Origin of the sequence: Moorella glycerini, from assembly GCF_009735625.1 — a bacterium.
GTDB lineage: Bacteria > Bacillota > DSM-521 > Neomoorellales > Neomoorellaceae > Neomoorella > Neomoorella glycerini.
Genome location: NZ_CP046244.1, coordinates 2,009,700 through 2,026,353, shown reverse-complemented (window position 1 = coordinate 2,026,353; position 16,654 = coordinate 2,009,700). Strand labels below are relative to the sequence as shown.

At 60.2% G+C, this 16,654-nt stretch carries 17 protein-coding genes; 3 read left to right on the top strand and 14 right to left on the bottom strand.

The genetic code is table 11. From position 1 onward, the window contains the following. Position 1 precedes the first annotated feature (1 nt). From MGLY_RS09960 to MGLY_RS09915, 10 genes are all read right to left on the bottom strand, one after another. Positions 2–982, bottom strand: coding sequence for a Gfo/Idh/MocA family protein (locus MGLY_RS09960; RefSeq protein ID WP_156273470.1), 981 nt, complete (start codon positions 980–982; stop codon positions 2–4). A gap of 16 nt (positions 983–998) precedes the next feature. Continuing rightward, positions 999–1,979: a Gfo/Idh/MocA family protein gene (locus MGLY_RS09955; RefSeq protein ID WP_170291016.1), complete on the bottom strand. Its 981-nt coding sequence runs from the start codon at positions 1,977–1,979 to the stop codon at positions 999–1,001. 31 nt (positions 1,980–2,010) lie between these two features. Continuing rightward, on the bottom strand, positions 2,011–3,045 hold the full coding sequence (locus MGLY_RS09950; RefSeq protein WP_156273466.1) for a Gfo/Idh/MocA family protein: 1,035 nt from the start codon (positions 3,043–3,045) through the stop codon (positions 2,011–2,013). A 23-nt stretch (positions 3,046–3,068) separates the two neighbouring features. Further along, a complete protein-coding gene (locus MGLY_RS09945) occupies positions 3,069–4,028 on the bottom strand; it encodes an ABC transporter permease (protein ID WP_156273464.1) in 960 nt (319 codons plus the stop codon). Continuing rightward, positions 4,021–5,049 (bottom strand): ABC transporter permease, encoded by a 1,029-nt coding sequence (locus MGLY_RS09940; protein WP_156273462.1) that lies wholly within the window; start codon positions 5,047–5,049, stop codon positions 4,021–4,023. Before MGLY_RS09940 ends, MGLY_RS09945 begins: the two co-directional genes overlap by 8 nt. Continuing rightward, on the bottom strand, positions 5,050–6,564 hold the full coding sequence (locus tag MGLY_RS09935; protein WP_156273460.1) for a sugar ABC transporter ATP-binding protein: 1,515 nt from the start codon (positions 6,562–6,564) through the stop codon (positions 5,050–5,052). It abuts the gene before it with no gap. Positions 6,565–6,575: 11 nt separating this feature from the next. Then, positions 6,576–7,739 carry a substrate-binding domain-containing protein gene (locus MGLY_RS09930; RefSeq protein ID WP_156273458.1) on the bottom strand — a complete coding sequence of 388 codons (1,164 nt, stop codon included), beginning with the start codon at positions 7,737–7,739 and terminating at the stop codon, positions 6,576–6,578. Positions 7,740–7,819: 80 nt separating this feature from the next. Then, complete coding sequence (locus MGLY_RS09925; protein ID WP_156273456.1) at positions 7,820–9,937, bottom strand: oxidoreductase; 2,118 nt, start codon at positions 9,935–9,937, stop codon at positions 7,820–7,822. Between the two features lie 100 nt (positions 9,938–10,037). Then, positions 10,038–11,318: an ROK family transcriptional regulator gene (locus tag MGLY_RS09920; RefSeq protein ID WP_170291015.1), complete on the bottom strand. Its 1,281-nt coding sequence runs from the start codon at positions 11,316–11,318 to the stop codon at positions 10,038–10,040. Between the two features lie 541 nt (positions 11,319–11,859). Beyond that, positions 11,860–12,024 (bottom strand): YbaK/EbsC family protein, encoded by a 165-nt coding sequence (locus MGLY_RS09915; protein WP_156273452.1) that lies wholly within the window; start codon positions 12,022–12,024, stop codon positions 11,860–11,862. A 98-nt stretch (positions 12,025–12,122) separates the two neighbouring features. Between MGLY_RS09915 and MGLY_RS09910 the strand changes: the two genes are divergently transcribed. Continuing rightward, positions 12,123–12,317 carry a hypothetical protein gene (locus tag MGLY_RS09910; protein ID WP_156273450.1) on the top strand — a complete coding sequence of 65 codons (195 nt, stop codon included), beginning with the start codon at positions 12,123–12,125 and terminating at the stop codon, positions 12,315–12,317. A 95-nt stretch (positions 12,318–12,412) separates the two neighbouring features. On the opposite strand, the gene MGLY_RS18025 is transcribed toward MGLY_RS09910, so the two are convergent. Both MGLY_RS18025 and MGLY_RS09905 read right to left on the bottom strand, forming a co-directional pair. Further along, on the bottom strand, positions 12,413–12,763 hold the full coding sequence (locus MGLY_RS18025; protein ID WP_211661858.1) for a stalk domain-containing protein: 351 nt from the start codon (positions 12,761–12,763) through the stop codon (positions 12,413–12,415). Next, positions 12,742–13,554, bottom strand: coding sequence for a 5'-methylthioadenosine/S-adenosylhomocysteine nucleosidase (locus MGLY_RS09905; RefSeq protein WP_211661857.1), 813 nt, complete (start codon positions 13,552–13,554; stop codon positions 12,742–12,744). Before MGLY_RS09905 ends, MGLY_RS18025 begins: the two co-directional genes overlap by 22 nt. Before the next feature lie 205 nt (positions 13,555–13,759). Between MGLY_RS09905 and MGLY_RS09900 the strand changes: the two genes are divergently transcribed. Both MGLY_RS09900 and MGLY_RS09895 read left to right on the top strand, forming a co-directional pair. Continuing rightward, positions 13,760–14,116, top strand: coding sequence for a nucleotidyltransferase family protein (locus MGLY_RS09900; protein WP_156273448.1), 357 nt, complete (start codon positions 13,760–13,762; stop codon positions 14,114–14,116). Beyond that, positions 14,113–14,460 (top strand): ribonuclease toxin HepT-like protein, encoded by a 348-nt coding sequence (locus MGLY_RS09895; protein ID WP_156273446.1) that lies wholly within the window; start codon positions 14,113–14,115, stop codon positions 14,458–14,460. The genes MGLY_RS09900 and MGLY_RS09895 overlap by 4 nt, the downstream gene beginning before the upstream one ends. A 232-nt stretch (positions 14,461–14,692) precedes the next feature. On the opposite strand, the gene MGLY_RS09890 is transcribed toward MGLY_RS09895, so the two are convergent. Both MGLY_RS09890 and MGLY_RS09885 read right to left on the bottom strand, forming a co-directional pair. Continuing rightward, positions 14,693–15,907 (bottom strand): ABC transporter permease, encoded by a 1,215-nt coding sequence (locus tag MGLY_RS09890; protein ID WP_156273444.1) that lies wholly within the window; start codon positions 15,905–15,907, stop codon positions 14,693–14,695. Then, positions 15,904–16,653, bottom strand: a complete 750-nt coding sequence (locus tag MGLY_RS09885; protein WP_156273442.1) for an ABC transporter ATP-binding protein — start codon at positions 16,651–16,653, stop codon at positions 15,904–15,906. Before MGLY_RS09885 ends, MGLY_RS09890 begins: the two co-directional genes overlap by 4 nt. Position 16,654: the final 1 nt, after the last annotated feature.

Below are 16,654 nucleotides of genomic sequence, written 5' to 3'. Positions count from 1 at the left end.
GTTAGTTTCCCACCGCTACCGGCGCATGGGTTTCCGCGGCGCGGTAGGCAGCCAGGGCCACCTCCAGGGCTTTCAGACCGTCCTCGCCAGAAACCGGGAACTGGCGGTTGCCGGCAATGCTAGCCACAAATTCCCGCACCAGGAGGTAATCGGCGTCGCTGCCCCAGTTTTCGTAACGGGTGGTCAACTCGCCCGGCCCGTAGACCGCCAGGTTCTGGGCGAACAGGTCCAGGTAAGCGGTACCGCCGGTACCGATGATTTCCATGGTCACGTCGCCCCAGGTGGGGAAGCCCGGTGGCCGTGACCAGCTGGTATCCAGGGTGGCGAAGGCGCCGCCGCTCAGTTCCAGGGAGAGCAGGCCGCAGTCATCAACGGCGATATCGTAAAGCAGGGTCCCGGCCTCGGCATAGACGCGGGTCACTTCCTGCCCTAAAAACCAACGGATGAGGTCGACGACGTGGACGGTGTGGTCCATGATAGCGCCGCCGCCGGCCTTTTCCCGGTCTAAAAACCAGCCGGGCGGCAGCGAGCCGTGATTGGTAGCGCGAATGGCTACCACACGGCCCAGCTTGCCGGCCTGGATTTCCTGGCGCAGCCGGCGCGCCGCCGGGTGAAAGCGGCAGGGAAAGGCAATGCCCAGCTGGACGTTGTTTTCCCGGCAGGCAGCGATCATGCGGGCGGCATCTTCGACGGTGGTGGCAATGGGTTTTTCGCATAGGATATGCTTGCCATGGGCTGCTGCGGCCAGGGCCAGGCGGGCGTGATCGGCATTGGCGGAGCAGATGATAACCCCGTCGATATCTGTTTCCAGGAGGGCGTCAACCGTAGGGAAGTAACGGGTGCCAAACTGCCCGGCGGCAGCGCGGCCCCGGCCGGCGTCGTCGTCCGCCAGGCCAGCAAACTCCACCCCGGGCAAGCGGGTAAGGGCGCCGGCGTAGCTGTAGGCGTGCATATGGGCGAAACTTAAGATCCCTATCTTCATCCCCTCATCTCCTTGACTACGCTAAAGTAAAAACCTGGCCGGTGGCTGCCGACTCCAGGGCTGCCAGGGCGACTTCCAGGGTGTGGAGGGCAACCTCCGTGCCGGCCAGGGAGGTGGGTTCGCCCGCCAGGGAACGCAGGGCTTCCCTCAAGCCGGCAGCGTACATGTCCTCGTCCACCGGGCTTACCAGGACGCGGCGCCCCGGGTCGCCGCCAGCGGTGGTGAACCTCAGGGGTGCTGTGTTTTCTTCGGAATAAGCTATCAGGCCGTTACTGGCGGCGATCTCCAGTTCGTCACCGCCCTGGTCGCCGGGCAGCCAGTTCCCGTCCAGGTGGGCAATAACCCCGTTTTGCATTCGTAGTGAAACCAGGGCGTATTCCCCGGCCAGGATCTCCCGGTAGGCGGTGGAGGCGGCGTAAACCCGCTGCACCCGGCCGCAGCAGCCGATCAGGAAGGCGATGTCCTGGGCGAGGAGGTCCAGGATGACGCCACCACTCTCCTTCAAGCTGCGGCGCCAGTCGCCGGTGCTGGCTGGTACGCCGGGCCGGCGCCTGGTGATCCGTATTACCCCGGCCCGGCCGAGGCTACCGCCGGTCAGGATGGCCGCGGCGCGGCGCAGGGGAGGCATAAAGGCGTTGAGGTGTAAGGGGATGAGGCGGACTCCCGCCTCCCGGCAGGCGGTCACGGCCGCCTGCGCCTGGTCCATGGTGCGGGCCAGGGGCGTTTCGCAAAGTATATCCCTGCCCCGGCGGGCAGCCTCCTGCACCAGGGCAGCATGGGTAGGGGTCGGGGTGGCGATATCGATTATGTCTAGATCAGTGTCAAGGAGTTCTTCCAGGGACAGGGCTGCGCCGCCGGCTGCAGCCGCCAGGCGGGCGGCGGCAGCAGCGTCCGCATCGGCCACGGCCCGGAGTTCTACTCCCTCGAGGTCCCGGTAGGCGGCGGCGTGGGCCTGGCCGGCGGCCCCGCAGCCGATAAGGCCTATACGTAGGGTCACAATTATTCTCCTTCCTGCAGCGGAAGTTAGATTACCGTTCGCCGGTGACGGTAGCCGGGGCGTCCAGGTTGCCCCGGGTAAATGACGCGACCAGTTTCAGGACGGTTGCCACCGCCAGGCGCGCCTCCATCGGGGTGACCCGGAAGGGAGCCCCGGTAAGGAGGCAGTCGACGAAATGGGCCAGCTCCTCGGCGTAAGGGTCGCCGGCCAGGACAGCCGGCAGGCGGTTGCCGTCTATGGTCGTCACTTCATCACCCCTGTAAACCAGGACCTGCTTTTCGCCCGCGCGGGGGCTCATGAACTCTACGGCGCCCTCCTCACCTACCAGGCGGTAGCCGGTGGTAAAGGGGTAGGAGGGCGGCATCAGGTGACCGGCTTCCAGGCTGGCCATAGCGCCATTAGTATAAATGAGGTTAGAAACTACATGGGCCGGTCCCGGCCGCCCGGGGGCCATGACTTCCTGCATGTAAAAAGATACCGGCTCTCCCAGCAGCCAGTTGCTGAGGTCAATGTCGTGGATCTGCAGGTCCATAATGGTGCCCCCGCTCTGCCGGCGGTCCAGGAGCCAGTTGTTCCAGCTCCAGCCGGGGGTGGCGGATTCCCGCCAGGCGCCAAAGAAAAGGGGCCGCCCCAGTTTTCCTTCCGCCAGGAGGGACTTGGCCACCATGTATTCGGGCATGAACCGGCATACGTGGGCTACCATCAAGCGCACGCCACCGGCCTCGACCGCCGCGATCATGGCGTCGATATCTTCCAGGGTAATGGCAAAAGGTTTTTCCACCAGGATGTGCAACCCGGCGGCGGCAGCTTTAACCACAGCTTCGCGGTGGCAGGAGGACGGCAGGCAGATATCGATGGCGTCCAGCTTTTCCGCGGCCAGCATCGCATCCAGGGTGGGGTAAGATTTGAGACCGTATTGCGCTGCCAGGGCGCCGGCTTTTTCCGGCCGGATATCCGCCACTGCCGTTAACCGCGCGCGGGGATTATGGGCATAGCCGGCGGCGTGGATGGCGCCGATAAACCCGGCGCCGGCGATGCCGATACGGATAACTTCACCTTTGCTCACTTTTCCTTGCCTCCTTTGCCGGCCTACTGCCGGATGGCCGGTTGCCGGGTATACAGGGCGAGGAGCAGGATCAGGACCAGGCCGTTGATGATCTGCCGCCCGGCTTCATCGGTGTGCAGTACCACCAGGAGGCTGGCCAGGGCGGTAAGGATGACCGAACCGATCAGAGTGCCGGTGTAGGAGCCTTCACCCCCGGCCAGGGAGGTGCCGCCGATGACCACTGCCGCTACCGAGGGCAACACGTAGGCGGCGCCCATGTTGACGAAGACGAAGTTGTTGTAGGCAATGAGCCAGAAGCCGGCCAGGCTGCTCAAAATCCCGCTCAGGATATAGGCAATACCCTTGACCGTACCGGCCCGCACCCCGGCCAGGTAAGCGGCGTTGTAGTTGCTGCCGATGGCATAGAGCTGCTGCCCGTAGACGGTCCGGCGCAGGATAAACTGCATCAGGAATAATATGATGAAGCCCAGCACCACCAGCCAGGGCAGGAAGGGAAACAACCGGCGCGAGCCGATGAAAGCGATGATGGGCGCCGGCATGCCCACCGGCGAGCCGTGGGTGTAGATGAGCTGGATGGTGGTCACGACGTTGGCCATGGCCATGGTCATTACCAGGGGTGGTACCCGGGCGTAGAGGATACCGGCGGCGTTGAACAGGCCGATGGTCGCCCCGGAAAGGATCACCAGCAGCAGGGCCGGGACAATATTGCTGTTCTGGCCGGCCATGGTCTGGGCGGCCAGCACTGCTCCCAGGGACATGACCGCCCCCACGGAGAGGTCGATCCCTTCCCCGCCGGCGATGACCACCAGGGTCTGGCCGGCGGCGGCGAACCCTAGCAGGACGGCCATGGAGAGGATGCTGCCGATATTGGTCGGCGATAAGAAACTGGCGTTGACCAGGCCGCCGACGATAAAGAGGGCGACGGCGATGAGGCCGGCCATGAAAATCTGGTTGTGCCGCCAATTGAGGTTGATTTTAGACATGCTGCGTCCCTCCCCGGCGGCGCCGGCCCGGGCCGCTACCGGCCTCGCCCCGCTGCGTCAGCGCGGCGCTGGCCAGGCCGAAGATCACAATCAAGTTGGCCAGGAGTTGCTGGTAGAAAGAGGCCACGCTCGTCAGGCTCTGGATCTGGCTGACAAAGTTGCGGAACAGGAAGAAGACGATATTGTTAATGAGTCCCAGGAACAGCGCCCCGGCTATGGAACCGCCGACGCTGCCCCAACCCCCGGCCAGGCTGCTGCCACCCAGGATTACGGCGGCAATGGAGTTGAGGCCGAAGAGAAGGCCGATCTTGGGGTCGCCGGAGGCGGTCAGGGCCGTCAGGCACAGGCCGGCCACACCGGTAATGAACCCGCAGAAGGTGTAGGCGAAGAACTTTACTGCGGCCGTGTTGATACCCGAGGCATAGGCGCTACGCTCACGGCCGCCAACGGCGCGGAGGTAGGTACCCACCCGCAGGCGGGAGACCACCAGCCACAGCAGCGCTACGGCGATGATAATCCAGCCGGCCACAGGGACCCCCAGGAAGGGGGCGCCGTAGGCGGTATAAATTTCCGGGGGAACCATCCCGCCTGGTTTGGGCCATACCCACAGGGCGATGCCGCCGACAACGGACATGGAGGCAAAGGTGGCCAGGAGGGGCGGTATGCGGAGATAGGCCACCATCAGGCCGTTACCCACCCCTACCAGGGTAGCGGCCACCAGGGCGACGGCCCAGCTCGCCCCTACCGGCCAGTGTCCCTGGTTGGCCAGGGCGATGGCCACAGTATTAACCAGGGTCATATTGCTGCCAATAGAAAGGTCAATACCCCCGGTTAATACCACCACTGTCTGGGCAATGGCCGCCAGCACCAGGGGGGCATTCACCGCCAGGAGAGAATTGAAATTGTAACTGGTGAAAAAATCGGGCCCCTGTACCAGGATATTAACTATGATACCCAGGAGCAAAAGCAGGTAGCCCGACGCCGCCGGGGATGAGCGCAGCCGGCGCCACAACCGCATCATTTATGCCCCCTCCTTTGGCCGGGTTTGTTTCATGCCGAGCATAGCCGCTACCAGAGCTTCTTCCGTTTTTTCGCTTCCCTGGAGGATGGCAATTATTTCGCCCTCGTAAAAGACGTAAATCCGCTCGGCGATGGCCAGGAGTTCTTCGTTATCGCTGGAGGAGATGAGCACCGCCGTCCCGGCCGCGGCCATCTGGCGCAGCAGGTCGTGGATCTCCCGGCGGGCGCTGACATCGACGCCTTTGGTAGGATCGTCGAGTAAAAGGAGCCGCGGCTGTACGGCCAGCCAGCGGCCAATGATCAGCTTCTGCTGGTTGCCGCCGCTGAGGCTGCTGGCCGGGTGGCCGGCGCTGCCGGCGACAATGCGCAGCTGCTTGATCTGCCGGCGGGCTTCATCCTGTAACAAGCGCGGGTTGAGGATAGTAACCAGGCGTTTCTTAGCCAGCCGCGCCAGGAACAGGTTCTCGGTGACGGAACGCACCGGCAGGATACCTTCCCGTTCCCGGTCACCGGAGATAAAGCCGATACCCCGGCGCACCGCCTCCCGCGGTGAGGCAAAGGCCACAGCGGCGCCGCCGTATTCCACCCGGCCGCCGCCAAAGGGGATCTGGCCGTAAATGGCGCGCAGGAATTCCGCCTGGCCCTGGCCCTGCAGGCCGGCCAGGCCGATGATCTCGCCGGCCCGGGCCGTCAAGGTGACGCCCCGCACCCGCGGCGGGACCTGGAGGTTGGTAACAGCAAGGACTACCTCCCGCTCAGCCTCGCTTTGCGCCCCGGCGGTTACGGCCTGGTATTTTTCTGGCCTGGTACCGGTCATGTGGTAGACTACGTCCGCCTCGTCCACCTGGTCCAGCTGCACGGAAGCCACGCTTTCCCCGCCGCGCAGGACCACGGCCGTCTGGCACAGGGAGAACACTTCATCAAAGCGGTGGGAGACGAAGAGAATGGCCAGCCCTTTCTGGCTCATCGCCCGGAGGAGGGCAAATAGATGCTGCACCTGATCATGATGCAGGGAGGCCGTCACTTCATCCAGGATGAGGATGCGGGGTTCCCAGGCCAGGGCTTTGGCGACTTCCACCAGGCTCTGGGCCGCCGGTTCCAGGTCGCCGGCCAGGTCGTCGGGGCTGGCGTCAACCTGCAGGCGGGCCAGTAATTCCGCCGCCCGCGACCGGACCTTCCTGGTGTCCACGAAGCCCGGACGCCGGCAGGGCTCCCGGCCGAGGAGGATGTTTTCCGCCACGGAAAGGCGGGGCACCAGACTCAGGTCCTGGTAGGCGACGGCAATGCCGTGGCTGCGGGCGTCACTGGGGGAATTGATGGCCAGGGGCTTGCCGTCCAGGAAGATAGTACCACTGTCCGGTGCCACCAGGCCGCCCAGGACCTTGACCAGGGTGCTTTTCCCCGAACCATTGGCCCCGAGCAGCGCCCGGATTTCTCCGGGCGCCAGGCTCAGGGACGCATCCTTCAGGGCGGTCACACCGCCGAAATGCTTGCTGATATGCTGCGCTTGTAACAAGGGCTCAACCCCTACTGGAACAATTTATCGATCTCCTCTGGCGACAGGACGCTGTCAATATAATAGGTGTCAGGCTTATCTTTGGTCTTCTCGTACCATTCCTTGAGGTTCTCGTTGGTTATGATCAGGGTGGGTTTGATCATAATGGCGTTCTTGTTGGCCTTGTCCATGGGATCGGAGGTCAGGACGCCATCCTTCAGTTTCTTGCCCTGGAGCAGGTTGACGGCGATCATCAGGCCATCGGCGCCGATACCGGGAGGATTCTCCACGATTATGGCGTTCAGGGGATTGTTGGGGTTCTTCTGGTTGATGTCATACCACAGGCGCAGGTACGCGATCCATTCGTCGCTGGTGATAGCTTTGGGCAGCGGGTGGTTGGCTTCCTGGAGGGCGTTAATGATCCCCACCGCGGCGCCGTCCTGGCATAAGATGGCGTCGAAATTCGGGTAGGTAGAAAGCAGGCTGGTCATCAGCTGCTTGGCCTTACCCTCGTCCCAGTCCATGTTGACCTGCTTCAAGACCTTGATGCCGGGGTATTTGGCCAGGACATCGGCGAAGGCCTGGTGCCGGACTTCGTTGGCCGGCGCGCCGGCAATGGCGTCGAACTGCAGGATGTCGCCTTTGCCGTTCAACTGCTTGGCCAGCCATTCGGCCTGGATGCGGGCCCATTCGTACTGGTCGGTAGTTACGCTGATGACCTTGGGATGGCTGATGTGCTGGTCAATGGCCATGACGAGGATGCCTTTGCTCACCGCTTTGTCGATGACCGGGGCCAGGGCCGTGGCCGACACCGGGTTGATCAGGATGGCGTCCACGCCGGAATTAATCAGCTGGTCCATCTGCTGGGCCTGGGTGGTAGCGTCGTTGTTGGCTACATAAACGGAGTAGTTGCTGATTATCCCCTGGGACTTCAGTTTGTCGGCCACCTGCTGCATGTTCTGCTCCATCTGGATGCGCCAGGCGTTGCCGTTGGTGCCGTCGAGCAGGGCGATGTTGAAGCCGGATTTCTTGGCTGTTTTTTCCGCCTGACCGGCCTGACCGGTTTTACTGGCATCCGGGGCCGTACCTTTGCTGCCGCCGCACCCGGCCAGGGATAAAGATACTGCCAGGATCAGCGCCAGGATGAGGAACAAACCCCTGGTTAGCCTGGCTTTATTGCTGCGCTTGCCAAACATTAATAATCCTCCCTCCTGATAATTAAATTATGGTAAATGGTTCTAGCTCCCCACTACTGCAGTTCCTTCACCTCCTTTAGTTACCGGTTGAGTTCCACCTGGACGTCCAGGGGGATAGCGTCCATGATAGCGCCGTTGGTGTTGAAGGGGGTGTCGCCGTCGATGAGGAGCCCGAAATTGGCGCCCTCGCTTACGGCCGCCTTCAGGTTACGCGCCTTGACAGCGTCGCCGACGTTGACCACTTTAAGGCCAGCCGCCAGCAGTTCGTTGAACAGTTCGGTGTTCGGTTTTACCTGGCACAGGACGACCGTATCGGCGGGCAGGGTGATGCGGTTGAATTCCCGGTCCATGATGATGGCTGCATCTGCGCGAATTTCCAGGAGCGTGGCATTGGTGATCACCCGGACCGGGTACCGGTACGGCTTGGAGGTTAATGCTTCGGCATCGGTCTGGTTAAAGCGCTTGCGTACCACGTACATGTGTACCGGCTCAATGGTGGCCCCCAGCTCCCGGTTCGGTGTTACGATCGTCACCTGCTTGCCGATGGAAGCCAGGAACTGCGCCGTGTCGACGGCCTGGAAGTGGTCGCCCCACAGGATTACCTGCTCGCCGACGCGGGCCATCTGCCGGTCACCCGGGTAGTTCTCGCAGGTCCGTTTCGGGCAGGCCATGACTTCTTCAAACCGGACGACATTGTTGCCGTCTGCTCCGGGCAGGTCGGGGATATAGGAACTGGCGCCGGTGGCGTTGACGACGACATCGTAAGCGCGCAGGTCGTCCACCGCCGGCTGGGTGCGGTAGCGGACCTCCACCCCCAGGGATTTAATCTGGTAGCGAATCCAGTCGGCGTACCACTTCATCTTTTCTTTGCCCGGCACCAGGCAGCAACCCAGAATAGCCCCACCTAGCTCGCCGGTCTTTTCGAAAATGGTCACCTTGTGGCCGCGAATGGTGGCTACCCGCGCGGCTTCCATACCGGCCGGGCCACCGCCCACGACGGCGATGTTCAGGCTCTGTTTCGCTTTTTGCATGCGGGCGTAGCGGGCGTCGCCCACCGCCGGGTTGATGGCGCAGCGGATCTCCTTCTTGGCCAGCATGGATTCCTGCCAGCAACCTACCAGGCAGGAGATGCATTTGCGGATCTCCTGCACCTTGCCCTGGCGGGCTTTAACCGGCCAGTAGGGATCGGCGAGGAGCTGGCGGGAAAGGCCGACCAGGTCGGTTTTGCCTTCGGCCAGGATCTGCTCGCAGTATTCGGGATCGCGCAGGGTGTGGCTGTTGATAACCGGGATGCGAACGACTTTTTTAATGGCCTCGGAGGCGTAAATGGTCCAACCCTGCTGATAGTACATGGGGTCGAAGCCGGCGCCCGGGGTTTCGGTGATGCACTGGCTCAAGTCCAGGGCGGCCACCCCGGCTTCCTCGAACATGCGGGCCACCACTTTGCTCTCTTCCAGGTCGCGGCCACCGGGGATCCACTCGTCCACCGAGTAACGGACGAGGACAGGGAAGTCGCGGCCGCATTTTTTATGTATCTGGTCGATGATGGCCAGGGGAAAGCGCATCCGGTTCTCCAGGGAGCCGCCGAAGCGGTCGTTGCGGCGGTTGGTGTAAGGGCTCATGAACTGGGCCAGCAGGTAACCGTGGGCGGCATGGAGTTCCACGGCGTCAAAGCCGGCTTGCTGCACCCGCCAGGCGGCCTCGGAGAAGAGTTCGATCATATCCAGGACCTCTTCTACCGTCATGGCCCGCGCCTCTTTGCCCTTTTCCTCGGCATTGGCGTAAATTACCTCGTGGCCTGCCGACCAGGGAACCTTGATGACCATATCATTGGTGGACATGGTGTTGTAACGCGGGATGGCGGCCTGGCGGCCGGGGTGTTGCAGCTGGACGGCGCATTTGGCCCCATAGCGGTGCATGGATTCCGCCAGGCGGGCCAGGCCGGGGATGTAGTTGTCGCCGTCAGCGACCAGGGAGGTCACCGTCGGCCGGCCGGTTTTACCGTCCGGGCTGGTGGCGCCGACGATGATAAAGCCGGTGCCGCCTTTGGCGATTTCAGCGTGATGGAGGATATCCCGCTCGCTCACCGAACCGTCGGCGTGGGAGGAACTGATGTCGGTGGGCACATGGACAATGCGGTTGGCTAGCTCCAGGTCACCGATGCGAATGGGTTTGAACAGGTTGGGAAAATTGGCCATTTATACATCTCTCCCTATAGTGGCATTAGCGCCAAATAAATTAAAAATGATACGATCGCTTTAACCCTTTCCCTGCCAGTGACTGTGGCCTACACCGCCCTCACCTCCTCCGGATAACCGGTTGTCGCCCGGAAAAATGGGGATCCGCGCTGGGTCCGGTGCTCGATGACCAGAACCTGGTCGCCAGGAGGTTATGGAGTACGATGCCGGCGACGCCGAACAAGCGGGCTTTCTCGCCCAGCTGGTGGGGGATGAGACGGACGGCGGCACCGGGCACCCGCAGGCCATGGGTGGCCATGGTTTTCTGGACGTGCTGGAACATGAAGCTGTCCTTTCCGATTAATTCCCCACCCAGGATAATGGCTTCGGGGTTTAAGAGGTTGACCAGGTTGGCCAGGCCGATACCCAGGCTCACCCCGGCTTCCGCCAGGGCGTTGACCGCCAGCTGATCGCCGGCCCGGGCGGCTTTATTCAGGATTTCTGGCGTCACCTGGTCGATATTGTCGACTATCTCGGTAATCACCGTCGGGACGCCCCGCTTCACCGCCTTGGTCACCCGCGCCCAGATGGCCGGCCAGGCCACCAGGTTCTCCAGGCAGCCGATATTGCCGCACTCACACCTTTCCCCGCCTTTATCGATGCTCATATGACCAAGTTCGCCGGCGCTGCCGGTAAAACCGCGAAAAATCCGGCCATTGAGGATTAGCCCGGCGCCCACGCCGCTGCCCACCGTCACATAAACCATATTCTCAAAGGGGCGCCCGGCCCCGAACCACTTCTCGCCCATGGCCGCGGCATTGGTATCGTTCTCCACATATACCGGGAAATGAAACCGCTCGGCCAGCATCGGCCCAAGGGGCAGGTCGATCCAGTTGAGCTTCAGGGAGTAGCGTACCACCCCGGCGCCGGCGTCCACCAGGCCGGGGGTCGATACGCCGATGCCAACCACCGGCAATTCCCGCGCTGCCCCGGCATTGAGGAGATTGCCTGCCGCTTCGCTGATTAGTTCCGCCAGGGCATCGCCGGTAAGCCTGTGAGGAATGTACTGCTCCTGCTCCAGTTCCCGCGCGTTCAAATCTGTGAGGGCGATGGTAAGAAAAGAATCGGTGACATCGATCGCCACGATATAGCCGGCCCTGGCGTTGAACTCCAGCAGGGTCGGTTTGCGTCCACCCCGGGACTGGCCCTCACCCACGCTCCTGACCCAGCCATCGGCGATAAGATCGCCCACCAGGGAAGCGACGGTGGTCGGGCTGAGGTGCGTTTTGCGGGCGATGTCCACCCGCGCAATGGGGCCATAGGCGCGGATGGTTTCCAGCACCTGCGCCCGGTTCATTTCCTGCAACAACTTCAGGTCTGCCGGTCCCCGTCTTGTCTTCATATCATTCCCCATACTTTTTGCATCGACTTTATTAAGTAGCGGGCAAAACAGGTTTTTCGAGGGCTATGTCCCACCGGACGGATGATGCCCGCTTCCTTCACGATATATTTAATTAAGATATATTATTCTCCATGAAATTTAGGATTCCTGCCTCGATAGTGAAAAAATCAGGGGAAAATACTTTTTTATATTAATGGAATAAGTTGTCGAAAATAGGCCCTTCCTGCTGTTATTATCGGGCTTTATACGCCAGGTTTCTTTTTAATAATTAAGTATCTTCCCGCTTCTGTAGGCCACTTTTTCTTATGCCTATTATTAAGTTTTGGCAGCCACCCGCGCCCTGATATCCACCCTGCAGATAAAAAGCTACCTGAATAGCTGTCGGCATCGATTACCATCGCCACACCCGCCCGATGCAGACAAGCGCCACCCTGGACATATTAAAGGGTTATACCATCCGACCCACCGGCTGGAGACCCCTGGTCTTCAATAGCTGTTTGTAAAGCGTTTACCGGCGCTGCCGAACGGGGGCTGCCGGCGGCTATATAAACCACCGGGAAACGCCTGAGGCTGGAGTCGATAAGTACCCGGCACCCAGGTGCTGTTTCAGCCGGCTCTGGCTCACCTTCACGTCCCCGCAGGTGACTACCATCACCGGCTCTTCGCCGACGAGAAAGAGGATGGACTTGGCTATTCCATACATCATTTTCCACTTTACGAAATTATAGTAATAAAGCCCGGCTTATATCAACCTGAATATATGCTGCAGTACGTGTCAAGATGTAGCAGGTGGCTCTATGCCTGTTGAAAGGGGAAAGGGCCCTCCAGCGCCGCCGGGAAACCTTTTGTAAACTAACTGCCCGCGGTACCGCCTGCTGGGAAAAAAATAGCTGCTACATGCTGGTAGATCCCGGCGGCAGTACTGTCGCCGTACAACTCATCGACCGCAAGGGCGACGTCATAATCCTCCGCCGGGAAGATAAATTCAGCCCCCTGTGACTGCAGGGGGCTGCTTTTTTTATGCACCCTTTTTGCGGAGGCCACTCTGCCGGGCTTTTACATCCCAGAACGTGAGTTACCGTGGTGCTTCTTTTTTATCGGTAAAGGCGTACTTCATAGTCATTAAGTATCAGATGGTAATCAGTTGACTGAGCTATCATGGGAACCGGCATATATAGGATGCTATCTCGCAACAAGCCCTCACTCGTTGCTTTAATAACTATATCTTTATCTCCTAATTTAATCCGAGCTAAGCGTTGTTCATTATCCCAAGCAACTGTTCCGCCCATTCTGGTGAAAACTTCTCTGACAGGCAGGTATACAACGTCATTGATGGCAAAGGGAGTATGTTTTAAATCAACCTCGGAACCGTCAATGAAAACTTTGAAGTAAGGAGTTAAATCCTGCAACTTCTTTGCTTTTGCTATGGCTTTAATGACTTGCAAGACATATTCCTGGCAATAGGCCCCTGCCTTAGGATCCCAGTTTTCATTTTGGGGTCGCTATTGGATAAGATGCGAATACCAAGAAAAGGTATATTGTATGCCCGGGCCACTTGAGCCGCCGAAGCTGTTTCCATTTCTTCTACGGAAGTACCAAGTCGTTCATGCGCCCATTTTATCCGGTCTAATTCCCGGTTCCATTCATCTGCCGTGCCAATTATTCCCTTGACAACCCGACCATATTGATAGCTACTGGCTACACTTTCGGCTATCTTCAATAATTCCGGGTCGCCCTCAAAGCCGTGAAAACTTATTCTCTTGCCATCCAAATTCAACTTTACATCTTCTGGTATCCACTCCAGAGGATTAGTGCCCTGACCATAATCCCGGTGGTTGGACTTGAACTTTCCGTAATTAATGGCCTTCTCTCCTAAGACAATATCAAAACGGTGTAAAGAAGGGTCATGGCCCCCTGAGGTTCCCTGGTTGATTATCGCCCAGGGCTGAAACTTCTCAATAGCCAAGAGTGTAGCAGCGGCGGCGTTGGTAATACCTACTTCTGTACGGGAGACAACAACTGGAAGGTTGTCAATCGTTCCTTGCCAAAAAGTCCAGCTACCAAAGGTTATTTCTTTGGGTTTATCCAATGCTTTCACCAGTTCTTGTATCTCCAAATCCATCGCTCCCTGGACTACAAGCGGTCGGGCATCGATGTCTGTCGCTCCCGCATTTGCCCCACCCAGGGCTATAAAGAAGAACAACGCAAACACGAGGAAAAAATACTTTTTGGTCATAAAAAAACCTCCTATAAGAGATTTATTTAAAATATTCTTTTCTCATATGGAAAATCCTTCTGTTAAAATTCCGATTTTTGCCCTTCAGTGCCGCCAGGGTTCGAGCCAAGCGACGGCCTGGCCGGAATGTCTTGTTGTTTTGGCGGATTCAGGGTATAGTTAGAGTTGAGAAGCATGGGATATGCCAGGTCGGTGACGATACAATATGGAGTCCATGGATTTTATGATTGTGCGCCGGGAAATTTTGGCTGAAGACCGGGCCCTGGCCGAGCGGCGGCGGGCGGAGGCCCTGGCCAGGGCCCGGAAGGTGGCTGCATGGCTGAAAGAAAAATATGACGTTGATGGGGTATATTTATTCGGTTCCCTGGCCTGGGGCGGCTTTAACAGCCATTCCGACATCGATCTGCTGGTAAAGGGTTTTAAAGATAAGAATCGCTACTGGCAAATGCAGGTTGAGGCGGAAAACATAGCCGAACCCTTTGATTTGAACCTGCTTTGTGAGGAAGAGGTACCAGAATCCCTGCGCCGGAAAGTTGCTGAAAAGGGGGTGAAATTGGCATGAAATTGTGGGACCTGCTCATCCTGGAGGCAAGGTTAAATGAAGAAAAAGAAAACCTGGAGCGGCTAAAGAAAACCTTACAGGCCAGGGGATTCTGGGCCACACCACAGCAGGAGATAAGCCTACGGCAGGCGGACGAGTTTACTTTGCGCGCCCTGGCTTCGGTTCTACTTGACTACTATACCGGTATTGACAATATGTTTGAGGAAATCGCCAAGGCAGTAGACGGCAGCCTGCCCTCCGGTCAGGAATGGCATAAGGATTTGCTCCGGCAGATGAAGCTGGACATAAACGGTATCCGGCCAGCCGTAATTGCGCGCGAAACTTTTACTTATCTTGACGAGTGACGCAAGTTCCGTCACCTGGTACACAATATTTACGGCTTTAACCTCCTGCCGGAAAGGCTGGAGCCGCTTTTAACAAAATTGCCTTGAAGTCGATCGGTGCCTGGCAAACGAGGTTGACGGTTTTATCAAGGAGATGTACGAGATCATCCGGCGGGGGTGTACATGGTGATTAAGTTAAAGAGGAGCTCCCTGTAGGCCTGCAGAGGGCTCCTTTTCATTATGAGGGCCGGGCCTACTCATACCGCAGGGCTTCGATGGGGTTGGCGGTGGCGGCCTTGCGGGCCGGGTAGTAGCCGAAGAATATCCCCACCAGGGCCGAAAAACCGATGGCCAGCAGGATGGAGGCCGGGGCGATGACTGCCGGCCAGCTGGCCAGGCGGGAAACCAGGTAGCTGCCGGTAAGGCCGGCGAGCATCCCGATCACGCCGCCGGCCAGGCTCAGGACCAGGGCTTCGATGAGAAACTGGGTCAGGATGGCCCCGCTGGTGGCGCCCACGGCCATGCGGATGCCGATCTCCCGGGTGCGCTCGGTGACGGACACCAGCATGATGTTCATGATACCGATGCCGCCCACCAGCAGGGACACCGCCGCCACGCTGGCCAGCAGCAGGGTCATGGTCTTCGTGGTGTCGGCTACGGTTTCCATGATGGCCGTCATGTTCTGGATGTTGAAGTCGTCGGCCTGCTGCGGGCTGAGGTGATGCCGCTGCCGCAGCAGGGTGGCTACTTCCTCCTGCACCGTGTCCAGGCTCCGGGCGTCCCGGGCCTGGACGTTGATGACCTGGACGTTCTGCCTGCCGGTAAAGCGCCGCTGGGCGGTGGCGATGGGGATATAGACCATATCATCCTGGTCAACGCCCCCCATGCCGCTGCCCTGGGGCGCCAGGACGCCGATCACGGTAAACCGGAGGTTGTTGAGGGTGATGGTCTGGCCGACGGCGCTGGTGCCGGAAGGAAAGAGGTTGGCTTCTACCGTCGGCCCCAGCACGGCCACCATAGCGGCCTGGCCGGCGTCTTCCGGGGAGAAAAAGGAACCCGCCGCCACAGCCAGGTTTCTAATCTCCAGGTAAGAGGCGCTGGTGCCTTTGACGGTCGTGGTCCAGGTCTGGCTGCCGGCGGCTGCCGTCACCTGCCGGTTGATCTCCGGAGCGACGTTCTGCACCAGGGGCAAAGCGGAGATAGCCGTGGCGTCGTCCAGGGTAAGGCTGTCGACCGAGCCGGCAGCGCCCCGGACGGCGCCGAATCCCGTCCCCGGCCGGACCAGCAGGAGATTGGACCCCATGCGGGCTATCCGTTCCGTCACCTGGGCCGTCGCGCCCTGGCCGACGCTGATCATGACGATTACCGCCGCCACGCCGATGATGATGCCCAGCATGGTCAATAACGAGCGCATCTTGTTGGCCAGCAGCCCGCGCCAGGCTACCGCCAGGGCTGCCCTGAGACTCATATTTTTCCCTCCCCCGCCGGCAGTGCTGCCAGCTCTTTTTCTGCCTGCCGCGGCTGTTCTATGACCTGGTCGGCGACGACCAGGCCGTCGCGCAGGCGTACCAGCCGCTGGCAGTAGGCGGCGATATCGGGTTCATGGGTAACGATGACGACCGTCAGGCCCCGCTCGCGGTGCAGGCGCTGGAAAATGGCCATCACCTCGACGCTCGTCCGGGTATCGAGGGCGCCGGTGGGTTCGTCGGCCAGGATGATGGCCGGCTCGTTTACCAGGGCGCGGGCGATGGCCACCCGCTGCTGCTGGCCGCCGGAGAGCTGGGTCGGCAGGTGGTGTTCCCGGCCCTCCAGCCCCACCTGCTGCAGGGCGGTAAGTGATCTGGCCTGCATTTCCCGCCGGGGCACGCCGGCGTAGATTAGCGGCAGGGCGACGTTTTCCCAGGCCGTCATGTTACCGATGAGGTTGAAGCTCTGGAAGACAAAGCCGATCTGCCGGTTGCGGATGTAGGCCAGCTGGTCCGGTGCCAGCCTGGTAACGTCCTGGCCTTGCAGCAGGTACTGGCCGCCGGTGGGGCTGTCCAGGCAGCCCAGGATGTGCATCAGGGTGGATTTGCCCGACCCGGAGGCGCCCATGATGGCCACCATTTCCCCGGCGGCGACTTCCAGGTCGATACCCCGCAGGGCCTGCACGCGGTTTTCGCCGGCCGCGTAGACCCTGGTTACCCCCTGCAGCTGGATTAAGGGCGTGCCCACG

What these genes read in the sequence shown, in the direction of transcription:
- MGLY_RS09960 (WP_156273470.1), bottom strand. Translation starts at nt 982, where the DNA reads ATGAAGATAGGGATCTTAAGTTTCGCCCATATGCACGCCTACAGCTAC.
- MGLY_RS09945 (WP_156273464.1), bottom strand. Translation starts at nt 4,028, where the DNA reads ATGTCTAAAATCAACCTCAATTGGCGGCACAACCAGATTTTCATGGCC.
- MGLY_RS09940 (WP_156273462.1), bottom strand. Translation starts at nt 5,049, where the DNA reads ATGATGCGGTTGTGGCGCCGGCTGCGCTCATCCCCGGCGGCGTCGGGC.
- MGLY_RS09930 (WP_156273458.1), bottom strand. Translation starts at nt 7,739, where the DNA reads ATGTTTGGCAAGCGCAGCAATAAAGCCAGGCTAACCAGGGGTTTGTTC.
- MGLY_RS09925 (WP_156273456.1), bottom strand. Translation starts at nt 9,937, where the DNA reads ATGGCCAATTTTCCCAACCTGTTCAAACCCATTCGCATCGGTGACCTG.
- MGLY_RS09920 (WP_170291015.1), bottom strand. Translation starts at nt 11,318, where the DNA reads ATGAAGACAAGACGGGGACCGGCAGACCTGAAGTTGTTGCAGGAAATG.
- MGLY_RS09915 (WP_156273452.1), bottom strand. Translation starts at nt 12,024, where the DNA reads ATGATGTATGGAATAGCCAAGTCCATCCTCTTTCTCGTCGGCGAAGAG.
- MGLY_RS09905 (WP_211661857.1), bottom strand. Translation starts at nt 13,554, where the DNA reads ATGACCAAAAAGTATTTTTTCCTCGTGTTTGCGTTGTTCTTCTTTATA.
- MGLY_RS09900 (WP_156273448.1), top strand. Translation starts at nt 13,760, where the DNA reads ATGGAGTCCATGGATTTTATGATTGTGCGCCGGGAAATTTTGGCTGAA.
- MGLY_RS09895 (WP_156273446.1), top strand. Translation starts at nt 14,113, where the DNA reads ATGAAATTGTGGGACCTGCTCATCCTGGAGGCAAGGTTAAATGAAGAA.
- MGLY_RS09890 (WP_156273444.1), bottom strand. Translation starts at nt 15,907, where the DNA reads ATGAGTCTCAGGGCAGCCCTGGCGGTAGCCTGGCGCGGGCTGCTGGCC.